Genomic DNA, 1,027 nt, shown 5'->3' on the forward strand with positions numbered 1-1,027 from the left:
ACTTCTTTCGCCAGTCCTCCAGGGTCTGGCGTTCCTCAGCGGTCAGAAACAAGCGATAAATTAGCATGACGAAAGCGCTTTTCTACGGAAAAGCCCACCAGACCCAATAAGGTTTTTCAACCACTACTATATCGAACGTGCGGGGAAGAACCGGGTAAAAAAAGAAGCAGCACTTGCTAATTCAGGTGCTGCTTCTTTTTTTACCCTTTACTCCGATTAACGTTTCGGCACGTAAACCTTGCGCCCATTATCATTCGTGTAGTATTGTCCTCCCCGTGGGCCAGTCTGAATCGTTTGACCAGCGCCATAGTTGCTAGCTGGCGCACTATAATCCTGCGCGCGGGTGCCAGAAGTGCCAGTTTGCGGATTGGAGTTTCCCTGTGTACTCCAGTTGTCAGTGTTAGTATTATTAGCTTGCGTATGAGTATAAGGAGCGACGTACGTTCCATTAGCTTTGGTATAGCCACTCGTAGTAGTTGTTTGAGCAGAGACACCGCCAATAGCCAGTACGGCTAGCCCAAAAGCAAGGAAAAACTTCTTCATAGTGAAAATTTAGTAATTGCCTACTTTACGGGTTTAGGCTCTCCCTGCTCTGCATCATGCAGAAGCCTTGTAAATGTATAGCTATAAGAAGGAAAGGGATTCCCGCCAACTACTTAGACTTAAGTTTTCTGGAAAAATACTTCCTTAACGCATCAAGAATATGCAGTAATCCACTGTCTTATAATTTCTTATCTGTTAAACAGCAGCTTTTTTAGGTAACCATTTCCCAGCAGTTGGGGCAGTTCCGCTGCGCGAAACTGCTCCGCTTACAGCAGGTGCCAAGTAGGTAGCTACTAGGGGGCTACTTTGTGCTAACAGTCAAGCAGATAGCAGTTAAGTGAGTATGTAGTACTCCCGAAAAACTGGACAGAAAAAGCGGGCTAGCTTAGCCCGATTATGACTCCCAAACGCACCCGCCGTCGCTACACGGCCGAGTTCAAAGCCGAAGTGGCCCTGGCCGCCCTCACCGAGCGCCAGCCGCTGG

1 protein-coding gene is annotated in these 1,027 nt (G+C 48.0%); it reads right to left on the reverse strand.

The annotated features are described in order from the left end of the window. Nucleotides 1–216 precede the first annotated feature (216 nt). Complete coding sequence (locus QMK33_RS23370; protein ID WP_283567043.1) at nucleotides 217–543, reverse strand: hypothetical protein; 327 nt, start codon at nucleotides 541–543, stop codon at nucleotides 217–219. Nucleotides 544–1,027: the final 484 nt, after the last annotated feature.

Source organism: Hymenobacter sp. H14-R3 (assembly GCF_030063445.1).
In the GTDB taxonomy this organism is placed as follows: Bacteria; Bacteroidota; Bacteroidia; order Cytophagales; family Hymenobacteraceae; genus Hymenobacter.

Coding starts and splice junctions, on each gene's coding strand:
- QMK33_RS23370 (WP_283567043.1), bottom strand. CDS start 543: ATGAAGAAGTTTTTCCTTGCTTTTGGGCTAGCCGTACTGGCTATTGGC.